21 protein-coding genes and 1 tRNA gene are annotated in these 22,092 nt (G+C 65.0%); 9 read left to right on the top strand and 13 right to left on the bottom strand.

Annotated features, from left to right (window positions below):
- Positions 1–8: 8 nt before the first annotated feature.
- Entirely contained in the window at positions 9–1,463 is a 1,455-nt protein-coding gene (locus KIT79_06510; GenBank protein ID MCW5828951.1) for a hypothetical protein, read from the bottom strand.
- A 171-nt stretch (positions 1,464–1,634) separates the two neighbouring features.
- On the opposite strand from KIT79_06510, the gene KIT79_06505 reads away from it, so the two are divergent.
- Both KIT79_06505 and KIT79_06500 read left to right on the top strand, forming a co-directional pair.
- Complete coding sequence (locus KIT79_06505) at positions 1,635–2,273, top strand: class I SAM-dependent methyltransferase (GenBank protein MCW5828950.1); 639 nt, start codon at positions 1,635–1,637, stop codon at positions 2,271–2,273.
- Positions 2,270–3,055 carry a hypothetical protein gene (locus tag KIT79_06500; protein MCW5828949.1) on the top strand — a complete coding sequence of 262 codons (786 nt, stop codon included), beginning with the start codon at positions 2,270–2,272 and terminating at the stop codon, positions 3,053–3,055. Before KIT79_06505 ends, KIT79_06500 begins: the two co-directional genes overlap by 4 nt.
- A gap of 14 nt (positions 3,056–3,069) precedes the next feature.
- Here the strand turns inward: KIT79_06500 and KIT79_06495 are convergent, their stop codons facing one another.
- Complete coding sequence (locus KIT79_06495; protein MCW5828948.1) at positions 3,070–3,789, bottom strand: hypothetical protein; 720 nt, start codon at positions 3,787–3,789, stop codon at positions 3,070–3,072.
- A gap of 126 nt (positions 3,790–3,915) precedes the next feature.
- On the bottom strand, positions 3,916–4,749 hold the full coding sequence (locus KIT79_06490) for a hypothetical protein (GenBank protein ID MCW5828947.1): 834 nt from the start codon (positions 4,747–4,749) through the stop codon (positions 3,916–3,918).
- 214 nt (positions 4,750–4,963) lie between these two features.
- On the opposite strand from KIT79_06490, the gene KIT79_06485 reads away from it, so the two are divergent.
- Both KIT79_06485 and KIT79_06480 read left to right on the top strand, forming a co-directional pair.
- Positions 4,964–5,956 carry an NAD(P)-dependent oxidoreductase gene (locus KIT79_06485; protein MCW5828946.1) on the top strand — a complete coding sequence of 331 codons (993 nt, stop codon included), beginning with the start codon at positions 4,964–4,966 and terminating at the stop codon, positions 5,954–5,956.
- A 111-nt stretch (positions 5,957–6,067) separates the two neighbouring features.
- Positions 6,068–6,895 (top strand): hypothetical protein, encoded by an 828-nt coding sequence (locus KIT79_06480; protein MCW5828945.1) that lies wholly within the window; start codon positions 6,068–6,070, stop codon positions 6,893–6,895.
- Between the two features lie 73 nt (positions 6,896–6,968).
- Here the strand turns inward: KIT79_06480 and tatC are convergent, their stop codons facing one another.
- Positions 6,969–7,742, bottom strand: a complete 774-nt coding sequence (tatC, locus tag KIT79_06475; GenBank protein ID MCW5828944.1) for a twin-arginine translocase subunit TatC — start codon at positions 7,740–7,742, stop codon at positions 6,969–6,971.
- Positions 7,739–8,200: a Sec-independent protein translocase protein TatB gene (gene tatB / locus KIT79_06470; protein MCW5828943.1), complete on the bottom strand. Its 462-nt coding sequence runs from the start codon at positions 8,198–8,200 to the stop codon at positions 7,739–7,741. Before tatB ends, tatC begins: the two co-directional genes overlap by 4 nt.
- A 101-nt stretch (positions 8,201–8,301) precedes the next feature.
- On the opposite strand from tatB, the gene KIT79_06465 reads away from it, so the two are divergent.
- From KIT79_06465 to KIT79_06455, 3 genes are all read left to right on the top strand, one after another.
- The gene (locus KIT79_06465) at positions 8,302–9,342 is read left to right on the top strand and encodes a histone deacetylase (GenBank protein ID MCW5828942.1); all 1,041 of its coding nucleotides are present in this window, start codon (positions 8,302–8,304) and stop codon (positions 9,340–9,342) included.
- Positions 9,339–12,290 carry an FG-GAP repeat protein gene (locus tag KIT79_06460; protein ID MCW5828941.1) on the top strand — a complete coding sequence of 984 codons (2,952 nt, stop codon included), beginning with the start codon at positions 9,339–9,341 and terminating at the stop codon, positions 12,288–12,290. Before KIT79_06465 ends, KIT79_06460 begins: the two co-directional genes overlap by 4 nt.
- Before the next feature lie 106 nt (positions 12,291–12,396).
- Entirely contained in the window at positions 12,397–13,905 is a 1,509-nt protein-coding gene (locus KIT79_06455) for a hypothetical protein (GenBank protein MCW5828940.1), read from the top strand.
- A 50-nt stretch (positions 13,906–13,955) separates the two neighbouring features.
- Here the strand turns inward: KIT79_06455 and KIT79_06450 are convergent, their stop codons facing one another.
- Entirely contained in the window at positions 13,956–14,420 is a 465-nt protein-coding gene (locus KIT79_06450; GenBank protein MCW5828939.1) for a cyclic nucleotide-binding domain-containing protein, read from the bottom strand.
- 151 nt (positions 14,421–14,571) lie between these two features.
- Here KIT79_06450 and KIT79_06445 point away from each other — a divergent pair, with 151 nt between their 5' ends.
- Positions 14,572–15,033 carry an Rrf2 family transcriptional regulator gene (locus KIT79_06445; GenBank protein ID MCW5828938.1) on the top strand — a complete coding sequence of 154 codons (462 nt, stop codon included), beginning with the start codon at positions 14,572–14,574 and terminating at the stop codon, positions 15,031–15,033.
- Here KIT79_06445 and KIT79_06440 read toward each other — a convergent pair.
- Entirely contained in the window at positions 15,030–16,391 is a 1,362-nt protein-coding gene (locus KIT79_06440; GenBank protein MCW5828937.1) for a hypothetical protein, read from the bottom strand. The two genes, KIT79_06445 and KIT79_06440, sit on opposite strands and share 4 nt — an antisense overlap.
- A gap of 205 nt (positions 16,392–16,596) precedes the next feature.
- Between KIT79_06440 and KIT79_06435 the strand changes: the two genes are divergently transcribed.
- A complete protein-coding gene (locus KIT79_06435; GenBank protein MCW5828936.1) occupies positions 16,597–18,132 on the top strand; it encodes a YifB family Mg chelatase-like AAA ATPase in 1,536 nt (511 codons plus the stop codon).
- A 21-nt stretch (positions 18,133–18,153) separates the two neighbouring features.
- Here the strand turns inward: KIT79_06435 and KIT79_06430 are convergent, their stop codons facing one another.
- The 6 genes from KIT79_06430 to KIT79_06405 all read right to left on the bottom strand — a co-directional run bounded on the left by KIT79_06430 (position 18,154) and on the right by KIT79_06405 (position 22,062).
- On the bottom strand, positions 18,154–18,615 hold the full coding sequence (locus tag KIT79_06430) for a hypothetical protein (protein MCW5828935.1): 462 nt from the start codon (positions 18,613–18,615) through the stop codon (positions 18,154–18,156).
- Between the two features lie 136 nt (positions 18,616–18,751).
- On the bottom strand, positions 18,752–20,077 hold the full coding sequence (gene mgtE, locus KIT79_06425) for a magnesium transporter (GenBank protein MCW5828934.1): 1,326 nt from the start codon (positions 20,075–20,077) through the stop codon (positions 18,752–18,754).
- A 116-nt stretch (positions 20,078–20,193) separates the two neighbouring features.
- Positions 20,194–20,269 (bottom strand) — tRNA-Asn (locus KIT79_06420).
- A gap of 3 nt (positions 20,270–20,272) precedes the next feature.
- Positions 20,273–20,452: a hypothetical protein gene (locus tag KIT79_06415; protein ID MCW5828933.1), complete on the bottom strand. Its 180-nt coding sequence runs from the start codon at positions 20,450–20,452 to the stop codon at positions 20,273–20,275.
- A 13-nt stretch (positions 20,453–20,465) separates the two neighbouring features.
- Positions 20,466–21,239, bottom strand: coding sequence for an SMC-Scp complex subunit ScpB (scpB, locus tag KIT79_06410; GenBank protein ID MCW5828932.1), 774 nt, complete (start codon positions 21,237–21,239; stop codon positions 20,466–20,468).
- Positions 21,232–22,062 (bottom strand): segregation/condensation protein A, encoded by an 831-nt coding sequence (locus KIT79_06405; protein MCW5828931.1) that lies wholly within the window; start codon positions 22,060–22,062, stop codon positions 21,232–21,234. Before KIT79_06405 ends, scpB begins: the two co-directional genes overlap by 8 nt.
- Between the last annotated feature and the right edge of the window lie 30 nt (positions 22,063–22,092).

Below are 22,092 nucleotides of genomic sequence, written 5' to 3'. Positions count from 1 at the left end.
GGGGGCGCTTATCCCCACTTGTCCAGGAGGTCTTCCTGCTCGTCGCGGTCAAGCTGGAACCGGCGGCGGTAGTGGCGGCCGATGAAACCGGACAGCAGCATGCCCCCGGCGACGATGGTGAAGTTCATGGCGAACAGCACCGGCCGTCCGTAGTTGGCCCACAGCCCCTTGCTGAGGATGGTGTCGAGCAGGAGGTTGTCCGGCATGAACGGTGCGTAGGGGATAATTCCCAGGTATTCGAGGACCAGGATGCTTCCGTACATGGCCGAGAAGAAGATCGTCACGACCATGGCCGCCTCGTAGCTCTTGTGGAGGCAGACAGAGAAGATGATGACGAAGAAGATGCCGGGCGCGGGCGTCGTCATGGAACCGGCGAACTGGATCAGCAGGATCAGGGCCACGCCGTCGGCCAGCAGCCGGAGGCCCTCGGAGAGCTGCTCGCCGCGCTCGTCGGTGAAGGTGAGGGCAAGACAGACGGTGATGGCGGCGGCGTAGCCGATGCCGGTCCAGAACATGTAGGTGGGGATGGCATCGCCAAAGATGAACAGGGCTGCCGCGGTGAACACGCCGGCCAGCAGGCGGACCACGACGAGGATGCGGCCCTTTTCAAGCACGTCGCCCTGCATCAGATGGGATGCCTCGTGGAGGCTCGCCACCTCGTAGCTGCGGCTGAGGGACTTGATCACCTCGCGGCGCAGGGGGCCGAACAGCCACCGGAACACGAAATACTGGAACGGAAAGACGGCAATCCCGATCCCGGCCGTCACCGTCAGGATGAACAGGGCGAAGAAGTCGCCCCAGTGGAGGATGAGCAGGGCGACGAGCGCCCCGGAGACGGCGCCGAACCCCCACAGGCCGGTCGAGACGAGGGCGGCCCGCATGGCGAAGTTGTCGGCCAGCGCCTTTACCTCGATGGGGTGGACGTGCTTGTGCGCCTCAGGGGCCTTGGCTTCCACGTCTTTCCGGAGACGGGCATGCAGGATGAGCCCGATGGCGAGGATGATGACCACCACCACGTCGGCGATGAGGAGGTTCACGATCCCGGTCATGCCGATGCGGATCATGTCGGCGACGGTGACGTTGTATGCCCACAGCACTGCCGGGATGAACACCATTGCGATCAGCGACAGCACCAGCAGCATCCGGATCACGACCCAGTGGATCGGCTCCAGCTCGCGGGCCTCGGGGCGGTCGGGGTTGGAGTAGAGGACGATCTTCTGGAAGTCGCGCTCGTTCAGGAAGATCTGGGTGACGCCGGCAATGGCGATAATGGCCATGACGAACGGGGCCAGCGAGGCGAGATCCTTCAGGCGGATCTGGACAATGAAGGGGACGAGGATTCCCGTGAAGGCCGTGGCGATGACCGTAACGGCGAAGTTCGCCGTCAGCACCCGGAAGCGGACCCGGTTGGCCAGCCGGGAGACGGCCGCTCCGGGCAGTTCGCTTTCAGCCGCTACCGTCATATCCCCCTCGTTCCGTCCCGGCAGCCGTAACCCGTATCCCCCGCCCCGGCCGTGACGCTCAATGAGAAGCCCTTGCTTTGCCCAAGTCTACACAATCAAGGTGAGTGAAGTCACCGCCGCCGGACAGGAAGATAACACAGCCGGACGGCGGGGAAACCGCAAATTTCAGCCATGGAACTGAACCCGGTCGAAAGATGGTTCGTCAACTCGCCGGTGCGGCGCAGCCTGCGGGCGCGATCGGTCCGCCGGCTGGTCGCGCCATTGAGGGACATTTCACCGGACGGAAGGGCGCTGGAGATCGGTTGCGGGGAGGGAGCGGCCATCGGACCGATCCTGAAGGCCGTCCGCCCGTCGGTTCTGGATGCCTTCGATCTGGACGAGCGGCAGCTTGAACGTGCCCGCCGGAAGTTCGATGCGGAAGGCGGCCGTGTCGTGCTGGGCACCGGATCGGCGGCGGCCATACCCGCGCCGCCCGGCACATACGACACGGTGTTCCAGTTCCAGGTGTTCCACCACATTCCCAACTGGCGCACGGCCCTGGCCGAGGTGAGCCGTGTCCTGAGGCCGGGCGGATATTTCATTTTCACCGACACGCCCATCGAGTTCTTCTCCCGGCTTCCGCTGGGGCCGGTCCTGCGGGCAGTGACGGACCACCCGTACGACATGATGTTCTCCGAGGACGAATTCCGCGATACGCTGCGCGCCGTGAAACTGGAAACCGTCCACTGGCGCAGGCTCCGGTCGGGGTCGTTCGAGGGTGTGGCCCGCCGCGCCGGAAGGCAGGCGGCCGGCAGGGAGGACGCCGCGTGAAGAACGTCACCGAGACATTCCTGCATGACCTGGGGCGCGAGGCGGGGGAACTGGCGCTCTCGCTCTTCACAAAGGTCAGCTTCGACGTGAAGGACGACGAATCGCTCGTTACCGAGGCCGACCGCCGCGTCCAGCAGCTTGTAGTCAGCCGCATCCACGAGGCGTTCCCCGGCCATGCCTTCCTCGCCGAGGAGGAGGGACCGATGCCGGGCCCCGCGCCATCGGGCGCGGACCTCTGCTGGGCCATTGATCCGATCGACGGGACGGCAGCCTTCACGGCGGCGCTGTCGTCCTGGGCGATCTGCGCGGGGCTGCTGCACCAGGGACAGCCGGTGGGCGGAGTGATGAACGTGCCCAGATCGGGCGACCTGTTCCTGCTCGCTCCGGGCGGCACGCCGCGGCTGAACGGCGCCGCACTCACCGGCCTGCGCGATCCGGTGATCGGGAAGAACACGCAGATCGCCGTGCAGTCGGGCTCGCACCGGAAGTTCCGGATCACGTTCCCCGGCAAGGTGCGGGCGCTGGGGTCGGTGGCCTCGCAACTCGGCTACCTCGCCGCCGGAGGATTCGTGGCGAGCCACGTGCCGCGCTGCCGCGTGTGGGATCTCGCTGCCCCGATGGCGCTTGTCTACGCCGTGGGCGGAACGCTCTACAACCTGGACGGCACGGAACTGGATTTCCGCACCCTCATGAACGCCGGGCGCGCCCCGCAGGACATGATCGCCTGCAAGCGGGGGTTCTTCGGCCTGTTCAGGCCCTACTTCGAACTGCTGCCAAAATAGAAACCGGCGGGGCTCTACTCGACGACGAGCCTCAGTTCGTGGAAGTTCCGCCCGACATCGCGCCGCTTGGAGCGGGGGGCGGGAGTTTCGGGTTCGCTGTCAGCCCCGCTTTGCGCGCCTTCACCGGCCGGACCGGTCCCGTCGCCTTCGGCGTCGTCGTCTGTTTCACCGGTATCCGGCTCGCCGGTGGCGCCGCCCTGGACGGCAGCCATGTCCATCAGCTTGATCATGCCGCGCCGGTTCACCGAGAGGCGGAACCGGCCGGGCGAGGCGGCGAGGTCGGCGGCGGCGATCCGGAACGGCTCGCCCCGGCAGGGGACCATCTCGACGGCGGCGGGTTTCTCCCCGGTGGGGATGAGATTCTCCATCGCAATCCAGGTTCGGAGTTCCAGCGGCTTGCCGCGCTTTTCGGGCGTGACCGAGCCGGGAAGCCGGACCACCTCGGTGTTGGGCTTCGTCCAGATGACCATTTCGCCCCTGACGAGACGCAACTCCTTCGAGATACGGCCGGTGCAGCGGCTGGGGACGGGCGGCTTGTCCTTGTTGGCCTCGCGGCGCTCGCGGGCCTTTTTCTGCCATTCGCGGAGCTCCGCGGCCCGTTGCTTGCGGGCCTCGATGGCGGCGGCCTGTTCGGGCGTGCGCTCCGGTTCCTTCTTTTTGCAGGACTGGAGCGGCAGAAGGGTAAGGGCGGCAAGCAGCAGGAGGGCGCGGGCGTGCGGGGGTAACGGGTTCATCAGGTTCACCAGTCTCCTTGAAACAGTGTCATAGCTCCGGCGGCTGGCCAAAGGAACAGCCAAAAGAAGCAGGCCCCCCGGTTTCCGGAGGGCCTGCCGTTGTTTCAAGGGACAAAAGGCGGCGGATCAGGGCACGTAGACGAGCGCGCTGATTGAACTGGGGAGTTCGGTGATCAGGGTGTTCTTTCCTGTCTCCGGATTGATCCGCACCAGCCCCGACGGGTAGTCGTCGTCATCGACGCCGCTATCGTCCACCTCGATGCCGTAAAGCTGGTCGCCGATGAAGGTCATGTCGCCGACGCCATAGGCGCCGTCGGTACCGTAATCGACCTCACCCAGTTCCTCGAGCACGGAACCGTCATCCGGGTCCAGAATCATGTACTTTTCCGTCCCAATGTATTCGAATGCGAAAAGGGTTCCGTCGCTGTCGGCGGCAAGGGAGTTGCCATAGTAGCTGTCGATATCGCTATCCGATCCGACCAGCTCCGCTTCGGCGGTGTCCGTGTCGATGGTGAACAACCTTGGTGCGCTGGTGCCGCCTTCCCAGCCGTACAGGACGTCACCGATGAAGGCGAGACCGGAGATGGCGTCTGCCTCATCCTCGTCGCCGAAATCAATGGCGCCGACCTTCTTGACGTCAACCGAATCGTCTTCGCCTAAGTAGGTCAGCCGGTAGAGCAGGTTCAGATGGCTATTGGGTGCCGCACCGCAGGTAGTTCCGTAAATGGAGCCGTCCGGAGACAGCGCCAGGGCAGTAATGCAGGCGGGCAGATCGCCGATCGTTTCTAGGACGTCGCCGGTGGTTTCATCAACCAGGTACAGGCGGCCGATCTCGCCTTCCTTGCCGTCGGCGATGTAGAGGCCTTGGGGAAAGCCGTTGCGGCCGCCGCTGCTTCCGCAGGCGGTGATGGTGACGGCGACGAGCGCCGCACCCAGGAAACTGATGCTGGACTTCAACATGGAAAAACTCCTCTTTATTCTGGGCAATGCAAGGACAGGCTTGATAAGCCGTGAGCCTTGCTCGCGCTTGTCCATACGCGAAAAAAGGCGGGTGGGCAAGGTTTCGGGATACGGCCTGCCCGGTTCTTGATCCCCAAACGGGCGGCGGCCGGGCTTTTACGTTAGGATGCGCGGGCTCCGGCGGTGCCGGGGCGGCCAGGGGGAGATTTTCCGGATGGATCTGGTGACGGGCGGCGGCGGGTATCTCGGCTCCCATGTGGTAGCCGCGCTGATGGCGGACGGGCGGCGGGTCCGTATTCTCGACGTGCAGAAGACGCCCTACTGTCCGGCCGGGGCGGAGTTTTTCGAGGGGGATATGTCCCGCCCGGAAGACGTGCGGGCATCCATGCGCGGCATCGAGCGGGTCATCCACATCGCGTTCGTCCAGTCCATGTCGCGCCGCCCGGAGGCCGAGCGGTACCGGATCAACATCGGCGGAATGACGAACCTTCTGGAAGCCGCCCATGCGGAAGGTGTAAGGCGGTTTGTCTACACCTCCACCATCGAGATTTACGGCGTGACGCCGCCGTTCCCGTGCCTTGAGGACGCGCCCAAGGACGAGCCGGTCGGCTGGTACGGACGGCACAAGTGGATCTGCGAGCAGATGCTGTGGGACTTCAGCCAAAAAACCGGACTCCCGTCGGTCGCGTTGCGGATGCCCACGATCTGCGGCCAGGGCTTTTACAACAACCGGCCCCTGCTGAAACTGATGGACCGTATTCTCGACAGCAAGACGGTGGCGGTGATCGGCGACGGCTCCGTTCCGGGGGATTTCGTGCTGCTGGAGGACGTGGTCCAGGGTTTCATGCTGGCCGCGAATCATCCCGCCGCGCCCGGCGAGCCGTTCAACATTTCCGGCAAGGGGGCCTCGTCGCAACTGGAGGTGATCCGGGCGATGACCGGGGCGGCGGGGTCGTCGTCAAGAATCGTCCGGATACCCGTATGGGCGGCACGCGGCGGTATCCGGCTGGCGAGAACGCTCGGCCTCCACGACCTTCCGCCGGACCAGGACGGCTACCTGTTCAACCCCAATCACTACTCCGTGGAGAAGGCGCGCCGGATGATCGGCTATGAGCCGCGGGCGACTCCGGCCGAGGCAGCGGCGGCGCTGATCGCCGGATACGCCCAGGACCGTGAATATGTCCGGCAGCGTTCGGAGAACTACTGAACCTTCCGACTGCGAGCGGCAAATTCAAGCTGGCTATTGCCGGTTCCCTTGGAGTCTTTTAGTGTCGGCCTCACATCCGCCCGAAGGGGCCAGTTTCAAGGAGCAGAAAAAATGACGAACCGTTTTCTCACGGCGGCCTGTGCCGCCACGATGGTATTCGCCGCCGGGTGCGGCAGCAGCGGGAGCGGCAGTTTTCTCAGCGGCAAGCTGATCGTCGCTGACGGCAAGGAAGGCGTTAATGGCAGCATCTATACCATTGACCCGGAAACCGGCGAAATCGGGGATGAAGTGGGGACATTGCCACGCGGCCTCACGGCGATGGTGACCGCTCCCGACGGGACGATCTACGGTGTCACGTCCTATATGACTACCGACACTGACGGCGCGGGCAACCTGCGGCTTTACCGGTTTGTCTCCGACAATGCCACCCAGACGCTCGAAGCTGAACTGGTCGGCGACCTGGACGAGATCGCCGAGGAAAATGAAACCGACGCTCCCGGCTATGTGATTGCCGGACTCGTGTATATCGACGGGACGCTGTACGGGCATGAAACCGATGTCGAAGATCCGGCGTTCTACTCGATCGATCCCGAGACGGGCATCATGGAAGAACTCGGCACCGCCGAAGGTTACGGTTCCTATGGTGCCGGTATTGCCACCGACAGCGACGGGACCATCTACGGCATTCTGAACGAATTCCTCGTCACGATCGACCCGGATGACGGTTCGGTGGACGAGGAGATCGCCGAGTGGGAAAACAATACCGATGATGGCTCCTACATTACCGACCTGACTTTCGTGGAAGGCCGCCTGCTCGGGCTGGTGGTTTATGAAACCGCCGAGGACACGATTCTCGTCGAGATCGACCCCGAGACCGGAGAGACAGAGGAGATCGGCGTGCTGCCGGGAGACATCGCGGCAATCACCTACGTTCCCTGATCCCGTTTAATCGAAATCGCAGTTATATCCGGCCCCGTTTCCTCATGACAGAGGAGACGGGGCTTGTGATTTTTCAGGATACTTCCCCGTCTGGCGGGCGGTCCTGCTCCACCAGAGCCACGAGCCCGGCGCTGCCCAGGTAGAGCAGCAGCATCGGGACGCCGAGGATGCTCATGGAGATCACGTCGGGCGGCGAGAGCACGGCCGCGATGATGGCGATGAGGAGCACCGCGACCCGGAAGCCGCCGAGCATCCCGCGGGCGGTGATGACGCCGAGGCGGGCGAGAACGAAAGACACGACGGGAAGCTCGAACACGAGGCCGAAGGCGACGAGCATGGTGGTCGCCTGCGTGAAGTATTCCTCCAGCTTGGGAATGGCGACGATGTCATCGGTTGCATAGCCCTGCACGAGGAACCGGAAACCGAACGGGAAGGCGACGGTGAAGCAGAATGCGACGCCAGCGGCAAAGGCGAGGCTGGCGGCGGTGACGAAGGGGAGGGCGAGCCGCTTCTCCTTCTTGTACAGGCCGGGGGAGACGAACGCCCACACCTGCCAGCAGACATACGGGAAGGCCACCACCAGCGCGGCGACGAGGGACACCTTGAGGTGGACCATGAAAGGCTCGGTGATCTTCGTGAACTGGAGGGTGCCGCCGGGCGGAAGGGCGGCCTTCAGGGGCTTGACGAAAAACGCCACGAGCTTGTCCGACTGGCTGTAGCAGGCGAAAAACGCGGCGCCGAGGGCGATCACGATCCTGATGATCCTGGAACGCAGCTCCTCCAGATGCTCGACGAGCGGCATCTCCCGGTCGCCGGGGGGGCGCGGCTCGGGGGTTTCGTCCGTCATCCGTCCCCCTTCGGCAGTTTCCCGGTGACGAAGGTTTCGAGGTCAGGGTCGGCGACGACTTCGGTGCTGGCGGCCGCCCTGGTGGCAGCGCCGGGCACATCCGCCGGGACTGGTCCGGTGCTGCCGGTTTCATCTTTCCCGTCTTTTGCCGGTTTGCGCCTGCGGCCGCCGGCATCGAGCCCGAGGAAATCCCGCGTCTCCACCTTCCCGGCGATGGTGTCGCTCACCTTGTCGAGGGCGGCGGCCGTCTTGCGGATCTCCCGTGGCATCTCGCCCAGTTCCTTCTCAAGGTCGCCCACGTTCTCGCGCAGCTCGGCGGAAATCTCCTCGGCGTAGCGGCGGATTTCGCGCCACAGGCGGCCCGCCGAGCGGGCCAGCCCCGGCAACCCGCGCGGTCCCACGACCACGAAGGCGATGACGAGGATGACGAGGATTTCGCCGAAGCCGATGTTGAACACGGTGCCCCCGCCTGGCGGCGTTGAATTGCCACCGGGGATATAGCATAGACGGCTTCGGACGGGCCGCAATCCCGGCCTTTTCGCATAGTTACGTTAATCATATGGCCACAGGGATCATCCGAGACGACCGGTTTCTCGCCCACGACATGGGAGCGGGCCACCCCGAATCGCCCGACCGGCTGCGGGATATCCACCGGGAACTGGACCGGCTGAACCTGATGCCGCGCCTCACACATCTGGAAGCCCGCCCGGCGGGCGAGGCCGACATCGTGCGGATTCACGACCCCGCCCTGTACCACCGGGTGGAGTTCCTCTCCAGCCGGGGCGGCGGCGGGCTGGATGGCGACACCTATGCCGCCCCGGAGACGTTCGAGGTGGCGCGGCTGGCCACGGGGGGGCTGCTGCATCTGGTGGAGGCGATCGCCACCGGTACGGTACAGAATGGCATCGCGCTGGTCCGTCCGCCAGGCCACCACGCCGAGCCGTCGCGTGCGATGGGGTTCTGCTTTTTCAACAACGTGGCAGTGGCGGCCGACCATGCGCTCCGTCAGACCGAATGGAAGCGGGTCGCCATCGTCGATTACGACATCCATCACGGTAACGGCACGCAGAACGCCTTTTACGGAAAGGGCGAGGTTCTCTACATCTCGTCCCACCAGTATCCCTACTATCCGGGCACGGGCCATTTCCGCGAAACCGGCACGGGAGCAGGCGAGGGAAAGACCCTGAACATCCCGTTGCCGCCGGGGCAGGGGGACGCCGAGTTCTTGTACTTGTACCAGCGCATCGTCCGTCCGGCGCTGGAAAAGTTCCGGCCCGACCTCATCATCGTGTCGGCCGGTTTCGACATCTACCGGCTGGACCCCCTGGGCGGCATGAAGGTGACCGAGCAGGGATTCGCCGAACTGTCGCGGCTTCTGGTCCGGGCGGCAGGCGATCTGTGCGGAGGCCGGGTGCTGTTCGCGCTGGAGGGCGGCTATCACACGCAGGGGCTCGCCGCGAGCGTCGGGAAGGTCGTGGGCGAACTGCTGGGCGACCCCGCCCAGCCGGTGACCGACCCGGAAACCGCCGCCCCCGGCATCCGGGAATACACGAAGGAACTCATCCACCATTTCCGGCCATACTGGGGGGCGCTCGGTTGAAGAAGGCCGCCATACTTCTCCTGTTCCTGTCTGCCTGCACGCTGGGCGACGATGTGCCGCCGGGAACTCCGTCGAGCGTGCTGTTCGATACGAACCTCAGGCACCTCTCCTGGGTTTCGACAGGTGACGACGGCGATCACGGCCGCGGCGCGCTTACCGACGTCCGCGCCGCCTTCGACCCGGATGACGCGAGCCAGGCGGCGTTCCGGCCGGAGAACGTTGCTGACACGGTGGTGATGGAAAACGTGCCGGGATCGGGCCTGTCGCAGACGCCGCGTGAATATCTGGTGAGACGCCTCAGCCTCGGGCGTCCGGTTTTCCTGCTCGTCGCGCAGCGCGACGAGGTGGGAAACGTTGGACCCTTCGCCACGGCTTCGGGTACGGATGAAAACGCGGACGGTTCGGTCTTCACCAACCTGCTCGACCTTGTGTGCCCGCTGGGAAGCACGCCGTCGTTGTCGGCCATCGCCGCAGGCGATCTGGACGGACTGCCGGGCGATGACATCGCCGTGGGCGACCCGGACAACAACCGGGTGCTGCTGTTCTATGGCGAACCCTACCGGCCGTTCGACCTGCTTCCGGCGGCGCGGTTCTGCGAGCCGGACGCGGTGCTGGACGGTGCGCTACTGGGCGGGCGGTTCGGCGCGGCGCTCTCCATCGGCGATGTGGACGGCGATGGTGCAGGGGAACTGCTGATCGGCGCGCCGGATTTCGACCGGAACGACGGCCTCGGCCCCCGGGGGGCGGTGTTCCTCGTCCGCGCCGGCGGGCAGCGGTCCGCGCCGGGCGATTTCCTGTCGATCCAGACCGGTCCGCAGCAGGGCTATGTCTCGAAGGTGATGTCGTCCGATCCGCCGTTCATCCGGTTCGCCAACCGGTTCACCGAATCGGTGGCCGGCAACCGCGAGCAGCAGTGGACCTACTACAGCGGCACGCCGATGCTGGCGGGCACGGACGCGGCATCGCTCGCCGATCCTGTTCACCATGTCGTGAACGGCCGCCTCCTGGACGGAGTGCAGGAGGGCTGGCTCTTCGAGATCACCAGCGGACCGAACCTGGGATTCCGGTGCCGGATTCACGGGCTGGAGGCGGTGCTGCCTGACGTGCTGCGGATCGTCCGGTGCGACCCGGCCGTCCGGAACGCGCAGGCGCTGACTCCGGCCACGGGCCAGTCGTGGAGGATTTACCGCGATCTTGCCGCCGGACGGACGCTGGTGACCGTGAAAGACAGTCCGTTCCTCGTCATGGGCGGACTCAGGAAGCCGGTGACGGCGCTGTCGCTCACGGGCGCAGGGGGGACCAGCGTTCCGCAGCTCGCGATCCTGGGCCCGGTGCCGGTGGCGAACAGCCTGCCGTCCGGTTTCGGTGAGGTGATCGAGGCGCGGGGTGATATCAACGATGACCGCATCGCCGACGTGGTGCTGGGGCTGTCGGGACTGGATGGCGTCTCCTGGGCCGAACGCGACGTGCCGCTCGCCGAACGGGGCGCGGTGTTCGTGCTCTTTGGCGACGGGCGGTTCACGGCGATCACCGGCGAGGGGCCAAACACGCTGCCCAGCGGCATCCGCGATCTGGCGCGCTTCGATGCCCGCCCGGATGTCGTGTTTCTTGGTGAAAATGCAGGCGACCGGCTGGGTACCTCGGTGGCCACGGGCGTCACGGCCCGGACGAACCCCGCCACGCCGGAGGCCGAAGACCCGATGGTGCCGTATTTCGGGCTGGCGATGGGTGCGCCCGGAGCCGTTGCGGACGGCCGGGCTTCGGCCGGGAAAGTGTATGCGTTTCTCGTGGACCGCTACCTGAAGTCGCGGGACTGGCGGGCGCCGGGTTCGCTGTCCGATGGCGTCTACAACTTCAGCGACCCGGACGGGCCGGACGGGCCGCTTCTTTCCGATCACGGGCATTTCGAGATCTGGGGCGCGGAGGCGGGGGACCGCATCGGCCTTGCGCTGGAACTTGGGGGCGATTTCAACCTGGATTCGGTCGCCGATCTCGCCGTGCTGGGCGCCGGAACAGGCGGCGAGGGAATACTGTACCAGTTCCTGGTGACACCCTACCATCCGGCCCCGCCTCAGGCGTATGTCGTGGATCCGGACGTAACGGGCGGTTCGCCGTTCTACCCGGTCCAGACGATCAACATGGGCAACAGGGACGTGAACCGCCGCGTGGACCTGAACGGCGACAGCCTGCTCGATCCGCACGAGGACCGGTGCGTGTTCTGCATCCTGAACCTCGCCGAGCCCGACATCTTCGGTCTGCCGCAGGTGGCGATGGTGGGCGGCCCGGATGCGGTGGTGACGGGACCCCTGTTCGCGGCCGACACGATTCCGGATGGTCTCGATGATCTTTCCTTTCTGGCGGAAACCCCCGCCGGGACCGTCCCGGTGGTGCTGAATGGCCTCGTGGCAGGAACCGCCCCCTGGGTGGCTCCGGATGCCGATGTCTGCACCATCACGGAGCTTGTCCGGGTCGTTCAGATCTATTCCAAACCCGAGGATGTGGCGCTGGCGGTCGAGTCCGCGCTCCGGGGCCGGACCTGCGACGCGCTTCCACGTGTGCGGGGGAAGATCAGGGGCCGGGCCTCGGCGCAGCAGGGGATCGATCCGGTGCTGGACGGCAATGACGGATCGCTGGGCGCGGTGGGGCGGGATTTCCGGGGCCGCGTGACGATCGACGTGGAGCCGATCGCCGCCGCTCCGCGGTTCTTCCGCCGGCTGGAGGAAGCCGCGCCCGACGCCGGTAACGAAAACACAGTGCGGGTGCATATCAACCGGCTGCCGCTGGAGTCCCGGGAAGTGTGGGGGCCGGTGCTCACCACCGGGCGGCCGCCGGAGGCGGGCTACTTCACCGTTCCACCCGCCGCGTATCATGGTGCGGCCGATGTGAGCGGCGACGGGCAGCCGGATTTCATTGTGATCAGTGGCAGCGACGCTCACGTGCTTCACTAAGTATTTGTTAAAGCAGAGCCGGCCGCGAGACGGGCCGGAAACCGGATAAAGCGTTTACATCCAGCCGGGTGATGTGTAATCTTTGACAAGCCGGGAAATGTGGGGCGTGCCCGCTGCCGTGAACCAGGAGGCGCTCGTGCGTCGATCGATTTCGTTTCTTGTAACCGCAACTCTTTTGGCCGGACTGATGGGTGCTTGCGCCGTCAAGTCCCGGCAGGAACTCTCGCCGGTCATCTATGCGCGTGAGCGCAAATACGGATATGTCTACAAGGTCAACGTGTCGGCCTCCTCGACGCAGGAGCAGGCCACTGCGTTTCTGGACGACGTGGTCGAGCGGTTCCGGACTTTTTACCAGACCAGCACCATTCCACTCCAGGCCGATGCTGGCGAGCTGGATTTCCAGAAAGTGCTGTTCACGGGTGCCCTTAACGACGTTGACGACATACTGGTGATCGAGGGGCAGTTCAGCGGCAACACGTTTACCGGCGGTGTCCGCATCCTGAACACCACGGTCGGCCAGGCGGTATTCAACGAGGCCGTCCAGGGCGGTTCGGCCGAAGGCGTGTGGATGTCGCTGGAGTCGAAGATGCTGGCCAGCTACCGCGACCCCAACCAGTTCGCGGTCTATGACGCAGTCAAGATCGTGCGTCGCTACGAAGATCGCGCCGCGCTCAAGCTCAAATACGCCGACGGCACGGTCCGCGAGACGCTTCCGCCGGTGGCGCTGTTCCGCACACTGGAAAAGGCGGAAAAGGACCGCATCGCCCGCGAGCTGTCACGGGCCCGGGCGGTGATGCAGAAGATTCAGAAAGAGTATGAGTTTGGCCAGCGCCGTGTGCTGAGCAGCGACGACACCGTGCTGATCGGTTACGTGGAAAACGAGATCGTGCGTGTGTCCCGCATTCTCGATTTCTACGAGGAAGAGATCGCCGACGCCGAAAGCACGTTCGAGCTCAGGTTCGAATACACGAACCTGACCCCGCAGTTCCAGGGCTACTTCGCCGAGGCGGCGAAACGGATCGACCTGGAATCGACACTACAGCTTTATACCAAGAAGCCGGTGACGCTGAACATCATTTATGACCCCACGAACGATGTGGGAACGGTATATCTGCAGCTCCAGCTCAATCAGGCGGGTTACCTGGAGTTTCTCCACACCAAGCCGCAGATGCATGCCGATACGCGGGTGCTCCGGCTGGAGATGTATAACCGCGTGATGGGCAAGCTGGTGCAGTACCGAACGGCACTGAAGGAAGTGACACCGCTGCAGTTCCGGAACGTGGTGGACAAGTTCTCGGTTGCGCTGGAACTGGTGCGGCCCCGCATGGGCTATGTTCAGGTTCCGATCCTGGTGCAGGACGGCAGGCTGGTCATGCCGGGCGACCTGCGCGTGAAGCTCTGCAATTTCGACCCGATTCTCGTCCAGTCGGCCAAGCCCGAGTTCACCCGGCGCGAGAGCCTGTTCGCGCTGGGGCCGGGGCAGGACCCGACCGGTGCCCGCCTGCCGTGGGGCAACCTGTACGAATTCTTCCAGATGGCCGACTACTACGGTGTTGAGCTGCGCCCTGCCTGTGACGACAGCGGCGGTGAAATCCCCAGCGTCGTGAAAGAGTAGCGGATTGCCTGGTATTGAAGCCTGGGGCCCGGCGGCAGCGCCGGGCCTCTTTACTTGAAGCCGCCGGTCATGGCGAAGAACGCCTTGATCTTCTCGTTCGTCTCGCGGAGGCGGGACGACAGGGTCCGCACGAATGTCCACAGGATAGGGGTGGCAATCTTCTCGTCCACGAACAGGAGCTGCTCGAAGTCGCCCCGGGATATGGTGGCGCATTTGGTCGCCTTGTTGGCGATGGCGTGAGTCGAGCGTTCGATGTCGTCAATGAGGGCCATTTCGCCGAAAAACGAGCCTTCCTTCAACATGGCGAGAGCTTCCTCGCCCACGCCGGGTATCATCTTCGAGATGCGGACCTCGCCCGACAAGACCATGTAGAGCTTGTCGCCCTTGTCGCCTTCATTGAAGATCCTGTCGCCTGCCTTGAAGGTTTCTTCCTTGCAGATGGCGGCGATCTTGGCGATACCGTCCTCGTCCAGGCCTTCGAAGAGATACATTTTCTTGAGCTGTTCGGCGTCCATGGGGCTCCGGCCGCGTCTGATTCTGCCTCACACAGTGTTGACGGCTGATGGGCAGGATATAGCCGCCCCCGCGGCGGTTTTCCATATGGCGGCCCGGGCAGGATGCAAAAGGCCTTGGCTCCGGTACGGGCCATGAATTACACCATACACCATGCGAGTATCGAGAAGATGCGAGTATGCCCTCCGGGCCCTGCTCGAGCTGGGACTCCAGAAGCCGGGCGGCCGCCCGCTGACTGTCGGCCAGATTGCCCGTGCGCAGCGCGTCCCCGAAGGGGTGCTGGCTAACCTGCTTGTCCTGCTGAAGCGGGCCAAACTGGTGACGAGCGTACAGGGGGCGCGGGGCGGGTTCTACCTTGCGAAAAAACCGGCTGAAATCACGCTGGGCGAGGTACTGCGGCTCATTGACGGGCCGGTGGCAGTGGCGCCGATCAAGTGCCTCGCCGGGGAACGGCCGAAGGAGTGCGCCGAGTCGGAGTGTTCCTACTACGACGTTTGGGGCGAGGTGCGCGACGCCATTAGCCGGATCGTGGACGCGACCACGCTGGAAAATGTCATCGACCGTTCCCGTTCGCAGCGCGAAGGCCGCCCAATCCAGATCATGTACTACATCTAGGGCGCGGGCGGTTTCCCCGCCGGCGGTTTTGGGGCCGGGCTTTTCCCGTCCGCAAACTCCACGACGGTGATATCCCGGCGGATATCAATGCCGTTCAGGGGCGTGCCGCCGGAGCCAGTGTCAACGGCGATGCGGGTGCCGGACGGCGACCAGAGGGCGTAGCGGATATTGGCCCTGAGAATGACCTCGCCCGTCTCGGTGTCCTTCCCCAGCAGGGTCAGTTCGTCGAAGGCCGAGCCGTTCCACCGGGCCCAGAAGCCCCGCCCGCCGCTCCAGCGCCAGTGGCCATCGGCATCTCCGGGGAGCGGACGCAGCTCGGTCCGCTGGCCGGTAGAGAGGTCATGCCGGAACAGCCGGAACCGGACGAAATCGGTCGAACTTAGCAGTATGGTTCGCGGCGGCATCCACTGCTCGAACCGGCTGCCGAGGCCCGGTTTGGCGGCGGGGAGGCGGACGGTATTGAGCGTCTGGGTGTTCAGGAACAGGAGCGAATTGCCGGCGGGCTTTCCGGCCTTGTCCCGCTGAAGCGTGGCCAGGACAAGGTCAAGCTCGCGGGGTCCGCCCCAGAGGGCGATGAAATCGTTTTTCCTGAGTGCGGGGGATGACGTAACGGGATTGATCGCCGCCGTGACCGGATTGAGATACCAGGGCCATCCCTGCTTGAGGAAGTAAAGGCGGCTTCCGGTGTCGCTCCATGAAAAATCATCGATCCCCTCGGCGTCGATGAGCACCGGATCGGGAGCGGGATCGGCATCCCACCTCAGGATGGCGAGCACGGAAGGGTTTTCGCCCGGCTCCCCAAGGAGAAACGCGGCGAACGGCCCAGACGGGGGGCACCGGAGTGTACGCAGGTGCTTGCCTTCGAACCGGGTGAGCACCCGGCTGGTTCCATCTGGCTCGCGGAGAACCACCTGTCCGCGTGCATAGAAAAGGGGGTGAACGACCGGCGAACCGGGTCCGGTGTCTCCGGTTTCCACTTTCTGCCAGAAGGCGGAATCGGTTCCGGCAGGGTCGTAGTCCGGTTCCGACCGGATGTAGAGCAACCGGTCGCCTTCTACCCAGCAGGGCGTGTGGCTGAGGCCGTCGGCCGTAATCTGGCGGACCGTAAACGGTTTCGGAGCCGCTGTTTCTTCTTTCCCTGGATCGGGCCGGAGCAGCCGTTCGTGTTCCGGGACGGCAGGATCGGGGGTTTCCGGCGTGAAGGGTTTGCCGCTGGGGAGATCGGGGAGTTGGGCAGGGTCTCCGGTAGAGTCAGGCCGTCCGCTCGGAAGATCGGAGGGCGGGTGCTGGGCTGCGCCCGTACCCGGCAGTCCGGCTGCAAGGAGCGACAGGAGCAGGATGAACCGGAACCGTATCAATCGGGCAGCCTCGTCATGGTGCGGCCAGCTAGTGCGGGCAGTTTCGAGTGTAGCCGTTCGGAATCTGAACGGGGAACCGCTCCGGGTGAAATCGGGTTCATTCAAGCTACTGAAATCACTCGCGTAAATATCTATCCGGCAGGGCGCGGAAATTGAAGCTGCGGGAGGTGTCGATAGGTCCGTTGGGCAAGGAGAACCGAAACACATGCTGGCTGTTACCCGGAGTGCCGCCGTGCTGGGAATTGACGCCTATCCGGTCGGGGTCGAGGTGGATCTGCAACTGGGGCTTCCGCATGTCTCGACAGTGGGGCTCGCCGAGGCGGCCGTTCGGGAGGGAAAGGACCGGGTACGGGCGGCGGTGAAGAACTCCGGCTTCGACTTTCCCGGCCGGCACGTGACGATCAGCCTTACCCCCGCCGATATCCGGAAGGACGGCTCGGCGCTGGACCTCCCGATTGCCATTGCGATCCTGGCTGCCACCGGACAGGCACCCGCTGGCCGCCTTTCCGGGTTTCTCCTCATGGGCGAGCTGTCGCTGGATGGCGCGCTCCGTCCGGTGCGGGGCGTGCTGCCCGTGGCGGCACTCGCCGCTCGTCTCAAGGTTGAGGGGCTTCTGGTGCCGCGGGAGAACGCCGCCGAGGCGGCCGTCGTGACGGGGCTCAGGGTTATTCCCGTGCAGACATTGACCGAAGTGGTGAAGTTCCTCGCTGGAGAGCTGGAAATCGGACCGGCCAGACCGGCTCCGCCGCCAGAGGCCCCGCCACTGGCGGCGACCGACTTGCAGGACATCAGGGGGCAGGAGCACGCCAAGCGGGCGCTGGAGGTGGCCGCAGCCGGTGGGCACAACATCCTGCTGATCGGACCGCCGGGGGCGGGCAAGACGATGCTCGCCCGCAGGTTCCCGACGATCCTGCCGCCGCTCAACTTCGAGGAGGCCCTCGAAACGAGCAAGGTCCACTCTGTCCTGGGGATGCTTCCCAGGGGCGGTGGCCTTCTGCGCGAGCGCCCGTTCCGGGCCCCGCACCATACGCTCTCGGATGCGGGGCTGATCGGCGGTGGCGCGATTCCCAAGCCGGGCGAGGTGTCGCTCGCCACCAACGGCGTGCTGTTTCTCGACGAACTGCCGGAGTTCCAGCGCAACGTGCTGGAAGTCCTCCGGCAGCCGCTGGAGGAGGGCCATGTGACCCTTTCGAGGGCGGCCGTTTCGCTCACCTATCCGGCGAAGTTCATGCTGGTCGCGGCGATGAACCCGTGCCCCTGCGGCTATCTGGGTGATGCGTTCCATGAGTGCACCTGCTCGGTCGAGCAGATCCGGCGCTACCGCTCGCGGATATCGGGCCCGCTGCTGGACCGGATCGACATCCAGGTGGAGGTGGGCGCGGTCCGGTACCGGGACCTTGCCGACACCCGGCGCGGGGAAAAATCGTCCGAGGTGCTGAAACGGGTGGTGGAGGCGAGGCAGGTCCAGTCCCGCCGGTTCTCCCGCAGCGGCATCCATGTCAACGCCCGGATGACCCCGGCCCTCCGGCGAGAACAGTGTCCGCTGGCCCCGGAAGCCGAGCGGCTCATGGAGCGGGTGGTGGACCGGCTGGGTCTTTCGGCCCGGGCCTGGGACCGGATCATCAAGGTGGGCCGGACGATCGCCGACCTGGACGGCTCCGATATCATCGGTCCGGCGCATCTGGCCGAGGCGGTCCAGTACCGGAGTCTCGACCGGCCGCTCAGGCAGGAGGCCGCGTAAAAATGAGGGCGGCGGGTTTTCCTATTCCGCCTGACGGCCGACGCCGAGCCACCAGGTGAAGCGTCCAGTCAGGCGGTTGATGAAGTTGCTGCGTGGCAGGAAGCCGAACAGGGGCCGGCGGCGGAGCCCCATTTTCTGCGCAAGCAGGTTCAGTTCCTTGTGGTCGCCGTGCATGGCAAGCCCCTGCAGAAGCGCGTCGGAGGCCCGCGAGCGGTCCTTCACATGAAGAGTGGCCTTCACCAGGTTCGCCATGCATTCGGGCCGGTGGAATGATTTTTCGGCTGCCGCCTCGCAAAGATGGATGCCACGGTCGGTGTCGGCACCGGAGAGGGTGAGCGCAAGCCCCAGATATGACTGGACAAGCGTATCGCCGGGGCTTTCCGTGTCCAGTTGCCGGAGCACCTTGAGCGCATCGTAGGGGTGGCCCATCCTGAAATGGCGGACAGCCGATGCCAGCCGCTGCATCTTCTCGCGGTTATCCACGCGCCTTGCCTCCCATCACCTGATCGAATGTGCATCTAGTATCCGGTACAGGAACGGGCCGATGCAACGGGAAAATGAACCGTAACGAAACACTAAGATTAACCGTGTTTCATAGAGGGAAAGATGCAGTTTCTTGCTAGAGAAGCGTCCCGCCGAGGAAAATCTGGGCGGCGGTAAAGTAGATGATGAGTCCAGAGACGTCGACCAGCGTCGCCACGAACGGGGCCGATGCGCTGGCGGGGTCGAACCCGAACCGGCGGATGATGAACGGAAGCATCGAGCCTGCAATCGTTCCCCACAGGACGACGCCGACAAGGCTGCTGCCGACGGTGAGGGCCAGAAGCCCGGAGTGGTCGCCATAGCTGTCGAACAGGAACTCCCACAACAGTATCTTGGACAGTCCCAGCAGGGCGAGAATCATTCCCAGCCCGAAGCCCGCGCCGATCTCCCTGCGGATGATCCGGGTCCAGTCACGAAGGCGGACTTCGCCAAGAGCCATGGCGCGGATCACCAGCGTGGCCGCCTGCGAGCCGGAGTTGCCGCCGCTCGAAATAATGAGCGGGATGAACACCGCGAGCACGACGGCCTTGGTGATGTCGTCCTCGTAGCGGGCCATCGCACCCGTTGTCAGCATCTCGCCCGCGAACAGCAGGGTCAGCCAGCCGCCCCGTTTTTTGATCATCTCCCACAGGCCGGTCTGGAGGTAGGGCGCGTCGAGGGCCTCCATACCGCCGAACTTCTGGGCGTCCTCGGTGGCCTCTTCCTGAACCACGTCCACGATGTCGTCCAGAGTGACGATGCCCTGCATCTTGCCGTCGGCATCGACGACCGGCAGCGCCAGGAAGCTGTGCTGCTTGAACAGGGCCGCGACGGCCTCCTGGTCCATGTCCGCCCGGACGGCGACGGGCTCGGGGTTCATGATCTCCCGCACCGGCTTGTCGGGGGGGGAGGCAAAAAGGTCCCGGAACGAGACGACGCCGATCAGCCGCTGGGCCGAATCCAGCACATAGATGTAGTAGATCGTTTCCAGGTGCGACCGGCCCTGCTTCTGGAGGTACCGGATCGCCTCGTCCACCTGCATGTCGGCCCGGATCCGGGCGAACCGGGGGCTCATCAGGCCGCCGGCATCGTCCTCGGCGTAGGCCATGAGGGCATTCACTTCCCGGCGCGTGGTTTCGTCGAGCAGGGCGAGGAGTTCGGGGCGGTGCTCCTCGTCCGTTTCCTGCAGGACGTCGGCCACGTCGTCCGGGGCGAGAAGCCGGATCCACAGCCGCTTTTCACCAGGGGGGACACGCTCCAGAATTTGTGCCTGCCCGAGCGGATCGAGGCTCTGGAAGAACTCCCCGGCCTCGTCGCGGGCGAGAACGATGAACCCCTCGGCGCGCTCCTCGGCCGACAGCGCGGACCAGACATCGCGCAGTTCATCGACCGTGAGGCGTTCGGGGGCCGGTTCGGGCAGCATGTGAAACCTCCCTAGGGACAGGGGCGTGGAAGCGGGCCGGCAAGACCGGCGGCGGGTTCACGTTGTCTGCGACAGGCTCCGGCGGAGCGGGGCGAAAAGGGTTTCGTTGAAAAGTTTGGCTCCGGTGCCTGGACTCGAACCAGGGACAGGCGGATTAACAGTCCGCTGCTCTACCAACTGAGCTACACCGGAGTGTCAGCGGGCCGCAAAAAAGTCCGCCGGGGCCACTTGATAGCCAGTCGCCGCCGTGAGGGCAAGGGGGCTTGAGGTGGAAAGGCGGGGATCAGGCGCGTCCGGTCTGGTAGCGGCACCGGCGGCAATGGCTCCGGCATAAACGATGACCTGCCAGCGTTCGATCTGTTGGCGGGTCAGCACCGGGGGCGGGACTTCACACCTTCCCCGCGTCGTCCACGCTGGTCTTGGGAACGTCGGGGATGTCGTCCATCTCGTCGTCCTCAAGGGGCGGGGGCGGAAGGCGGGCTTCGAGGTCGGCGAACGAGAGCCCTTGGCTCGTCGTGTGGGCGGCGAAGGGCCCATCGGGGACGTTCTCGGTGATTTCCTCGGACTTCTGTTCGAGGATTTCCTTGAGCGGCGGCATCTGTTCCAGGGATTCGAGGCCGAAGAACTCCAGGAATTCGGCCGTGGTGCCCAGCAGTTCGGGGTGGCCGGGGACGTCCTTGGTGCCGACGGCGCGGATGAACTTGCGCTCCTGAAGCGCCCGGATCACGGCACCCGAATCGACCCCGCGGACCTCGTCGATCTCGGCCCGGGTCACGGGCTGCTTGTAGGCGACGATGGCGAGCGTTTCGAGGGAAGGCTGGGTCAGGCGGAACAGCCGGGTGCCCGACAGCCGGCGGATCCAGGCGGCGTTCTCCGGTATCGTGCGGACCTGATAGCCGCCCGCGACGGCCACGATCTGCACGCCCCGGCCCTCGCCGGGTTCTTCCTTCGCCCACTGGGCGAGCAGCTTTTCAAGTTCCTTCTTCGTCGTTTCCGGAATGGCGGCCGCGAGGTCGGAGGCCCGGAGCGGGCGGCCGTTCACGAACAGGAGGCTTTCCACGACCGACCGCAGCCGTTCAGGCGGCAGCTTCTGGCGCGGCGCGGGGTTGTCGCCCCCCTCCGTCACGGTTCCGGTCTCTTCCTGCTCGTTTTTCCTAGCCACGGTATCCGCCGCCTTCTTCCTCGGTATTGCCCAGTGCAGCCTGTGCGTGCTCCGCATCCAGGGTTTCACGCGGGTCGATCCAGAATTCGTCCTCGCCGGCACCCTGCTCGATGCGGACCATGCGGAGGCGTGCCAGTTCCAGGATGGCGAGGAAAGTGATGACCACCTGCTGGCGGTTCCGGTCGCCGGCGAACAGCGAGGTGAACTGGCGCCGGCCGCCGGACCTCAGCCCGTCAATCAGCTGCATGACGCGGGCCCGGATCGTGATCTCCTCGCGGGCGACTTCCTTGAGGTTGGCTTCTGGCAGCCGCTCCAGAACCTTCTTGAATGCGCGCAACAGGCCCATGAACTCGACCGGCTCGATGGTCTCCTCGCCGGGCGGGAGCTTTTCCTCGACGGGCAGTTCGCGGGTGAAGGTATCGCGGCCCAGAATATCCCGCTTGCCCAGTTCGATGGCCGCTTCCTTGAACCGCTGGTATTCGATCAGCCGCCGCTGGAGTTCGGCCCAAGGGGGCTCCGCCTCGGCCTCCTCACCGGTGTCTTCCACGGGAATCAGCATTTTCGACTTGATGCGGGCGAGTTCGGCCGCCATGGCGAGGAACTCGCCCGCCATGTCGATATTGAGCTCCTTCATCAGCTCGATGTACTCGAGATACTGCTCGGTGATGAGCGAAATCCGGATGTCGAAGATGTTGACGCGGCTTTTCTGGACGAGGTGAAGCAGCAGGTCGAGCGGCCCTTCAAAGAGCGGAAGCTCAAGGTCGTAGTCGAACTCGCTCTCGAACTGTTCTTCGGTTCCGGCAGTCATAAGCACTTCAGCCATTCCGCCATAGCACCCGGCACGGGGGGCCAC

Source organism: Deltaproteobacteria bacterium (assembly GCA_026129095.1).
Classification (GTDB): domain Bacteria; phylum JAGRBM01; class JAGRBM01; order JAGRBM01; family JAHCIT01; genus JAHCIT01.
Note: the sequence above shows the minus strand (reverse complement) of the source record. Positions and strands in the feature narration are given on the sequence as shown.